The organism is Wolbachia endosymbiont of Nasonia vitripennis, from assembly GCF_048054115.1.
GTDB lineage: Bacteria > Pseudomonadota > Alphaproteobacteria > Rickettsiales > Anaplasmataceae > Wolbachia.
The window spans coordinates 1-3,588 of the sequence record NZ_JAFEVF010000058.1; the positions used below are offsets into that span (position 1 = coordinate 1).

Below are 3,588 nucleotides of genomic sequence, written 5' to 3' on the forward strand. Positions count from 1 at the left end.
TGTCAGTTAATTCATGCCTGTCAGATCAAGTCTAAACTATTACACAATCCTATGTTTATCACTATAACCAACACTGCCTGGCTCTAAATTAAAAAGCATCTTCGCTCCTCTTGTTTTTACATTTTAGTATAATGCAGATAATTTGTATTATCATAATCCTGGACCATATCCCCTTGCATTTACTTTGAGTAGTTGATTTTTATTAACCCCCTCTAGAAAGCTAGATGGATTTTCTATTGTATAATCTGACTGTTTAATAGCCTTATCTAACTCTTCAAATACGCTGCTATTTCTTTTAAAATACCCATATTCTATAGCTGTTAAAACACTTTTCCCCCCTAATAGACAATTTAGCCCTAAACTTGATTTATTCTCTAATTTGTTAAATCTTACTTCATCGACAAGCCTCACCTCTATTTTATTACTATCTTTCTCATTAGGACATAGATGAATACTGATCTCTCCTACTTCAGTGGTAAAAGACATTTCAATGATATCTCCTGAGATGTCTGTATAATTTCTCCTTCCTTCTATGTTTTCAACTCTAATTATACTTTTTCCAACTTGAACTATACCAATATTTAGATTTAAATCTTTAGCTTTTTGATTATTGAATATCTTTGCAACTTCAATAGTACTATTTTGTGGGTAATCTATACAAAAATATCCATTATCTATTTCTAGTTCAAAGTCATGTTTATCAATTTGCTCACTTTTACTTATAATACTTTCAAGTGCTAACTCCTTCAGCTTTGAAAGGTTTGCTTTTCGCTGACCTAAGGTATCTTTATCTGAACAAATTACGTTTACTACATCTCCATGCTCTTCATCGCTAAATCTGTTTAAAGATGCACCTTCTGATATTATCTGAAATATTTTTTTCTTGTGTAAAAACTCATAAATTCGAGTAGTGTCAGCAGATAAATATAGCTTTGGGAATGTGTCAGCTATACGATCTATCAAGGACATATCAGATTTATATGGAAAAGTGAACATTATTCCTTGTTTCAGTGCTTCGTTTATAACTTTATCAAGTTCTTTTTCGCACTCCTCATAATCTTCTTCGCTACCAGAGTAACCTAAAATGTCCAGATAATCATGGATCTTATTTATTTTTTGCCAAATACTTTCATACTTTTCTTCTTCTCTTGTATTCGGTTTTACTTTCGCTAAAGAAAAAGAATCTTTTTGACGAATTAAAACAAAAGTATCTTTTTCTTTATGAATTATGGCTTCATCATAGAATAGTTGACTGTAACGCCTACCAAAACTTTCATCATAATCAGGGCAAGGGCTAACATTGTTGTCATCGTCACTTTCACTATCCGTTTCGTTCCATACTTCAATTGGGAAATCATTATTTTCAAGGTTTTCATCTTCACTTGTTCGACAATTTTCTGTTTTTCCATATAGCCAGGTTGATTTCTGGTCATCGCTACTTTCATCGTCAGCTTCATTCCATACTCCAATCTCGAAATCATTATTTTCAAGGTTTTTATCTTCACTTGTTCGATAATTTTCTGCTTCTCTATCTGGTAAGGTTGATTCTTGGTCATTATTATCAATAATATGTTTAATTTTCACTTCAGGTACAAACTGAAGCTTTGCTATTTCTTCTCTTACGTTTTCTTTGTTTATTTCATCTGCAAGAGACACTTCATTACTAATATAGAAATTTTTCTGTTTTAAACTTTCGTTTTCCTTCTGCAGTCTATTGAATTCTGCAAATAGTTCTTTATACTCTGATAAATAAATACAAAATTGATCTCTTACATCATTAAGCTCCTTCTCTTTTTCTAATATCTGATTTTCATAATCACCTTTCAAATCCTCTATACTGTTTATCAGCACTGTACTTTCTTTTCTTACTCTATTTAACTCATCTTCAGTCAAAACCAGTTTTTGCTGTAATTCTTCATTTATTTTGTCTGTTAACTGAATTTCATTCTTTGCCTCTTTTAATTGATTATTTAAGTTCTTAATTATATCACTTTTGTTCTGAGTTTCTAATAATAATATTTCTACTTTCTGTTTTAGCTGTTCGATGTCTTGATCATTTTCAGTTAAATTTCTCGTCCTTCTTTGTAATTCAACTTCAAGCCTTTTAATTTTCCCTTCTAGGGTTTGCATTTCTCTGGTAAGTTCACTTACTTCTTCGTAATACTCTTCTACTCTTTTCTTATAGTGTTTTTGTAACTCTACATTTTTTTTAAGATCAAAATTTTCTTGTTGTAGATTTTCTATTTTACTTTTCAAACTATCTATTGCTTGATTTTCTTCATTGCTAATCTCAAATACCTCTTCAGGAAAATCTTCAAATTCACAAGATGAATTGCCTTCAAGGTCGTTACTACCAAATAAATTATATTGTACTACCTGCTTTAAACTAAACATACCTATACCCCCTACTAAAATAAACAAGTAATATATTGTATGCGCTATATATCATAAATACAATCAATTTGAATATAATCTATTTACTAATTCGTATTGTGAATTTTTATAGAGTAGGTTTAGGTGTAAAATATTATAATATCATTAAAGCAGGTGAATAAAGCACAGTCTTTTTGAGAGGATAAATTTAATGAAAAGACCATACTAATTAGTGTTATAAGGAATTGAATTATTGACTCTTCTGAAATTGCAAAAAAGGTCATATATTTGTGAGAACACGTTGCGTAAAAATAAGGTTATAAAAATAGAAGATTTAAATTATTTCCATAAGCTTGAGCAAATTAGTTCGTATATAAATTTGGTGAAAGTAGGCTAAAATAGCTAGTTTCGTGTTGTATTAAAATTACTATAAAGGAAAGTTCGCACGGATCTAGCGGCAGACCAATCCATCCCAAAACAAGCAGTTCTCACGCTTGCTGATTTTAGTTATCGGAAATGGCTGTATTGTTTCAGTTTTGAGTAATATGTAAAGTTGAATTAGTACTTAAAAATAGAAAGAGTACATTGCAGTAAAAAAACAGAAGTGTTTTTGCAAGTACTGGCTTTAGTTTTAAAAATACAAACTAAAATAAAATGCTAAAAAGTTCTTGCTCTGCTAGATCTTTTTAGCTATAATGTAACTCAATGTAAAGAATACATGGGGTGTTAGATGAATTGTATTATGTACATCATTCAGAAAGCAATCCTGGCTTTTTTAAGAATATATCTAGTTTAGTAAGAAATCAAAAGAAAGGCGCACTGTTACTCAGCAATCAAAGTTACTTAGGATTACCGTAAAGTTTCTACAGCAAATTGGTTTGGTACAGCTGCATAAGAATCAAATGAATTAGATGTCAAAACCAATCTTCAGAAAAGAGGTTTACGACAAAACAATCAAAATATGAATATTAAAATATAGGGGGCTTTATGTTAGGTAAAGAAAATACAAAGGAACAAGTAACAGATAATCAATCTAGGTTAATAAGAACGCAAAAAGAAGACACATTGTCATCTAGTAGTCAGCAAATATTACAGCTGCCAGAAGGTTTTACAATAGGGAAAGCAGTTGGAGGAGGGGATGGTTTCTTTCACGCGGTTGTACAAGGACTTAAGTGTAATAGTTTAGACTTGATCTGACAAGCAAACAAAGTAAGA

At 30.7% G+C, this 3,588-nt stretch carries 3 protein-coding genes; 2 read left to right on the forward strand and 1 reads right to left on the reverse strand.

Translation table 11 applies throughout. From position 1 onward, the window contains the following. Positions 1-150: 150 nt before the first annotated feature. The gene (locus tag JR053_RS05085) at positions 151-2,394 is read right to left on the reverse strand and encodes a hypothetical protein (protein ID WP_416603770.1); all 2,244 of its coding nucleotides are present in this window, start codon (positions 2,392-2,394) and stop codon (positions 151-153) included. Positions 2,395-3,096: 702 nt separating this feature from the next. Between JR053_RS05085 and JR053_RS05090 the strand changes: the two genes are divergently transcribed. Both JR053_RS05090 and JR053_RS05095 read left to right on the forward strand, forming a co-directional pair. Continuing rightward, on the forward strand, positions 3,097-3,231 hold the full coding sequence (locus JR053_RS05090; RefSeq protein ID WP_416603772.1) for a hypothetical protein: 135 nt from the start codon (positions 3,097-3,099) through the stop codon (positions 3,229-3,231). A 129-nt stretch (positions 3,232-3,360) separates the two neighbouring features. After that, positions 3,361-3,570 carry a hypothetical protein gene (locus JR053_RS05095; protein ID WP_416603774.1) on the forward strand — a complete coding sequence of 70 codons (210 nt, stop codon included), beginning with the start codon at positions 3,361-3,363 and terminating at the stop codon, positions 3,568-3,570. The last annotated feature ends 18 nt before the right edge of the window (positions 3,571-3,588 follow it).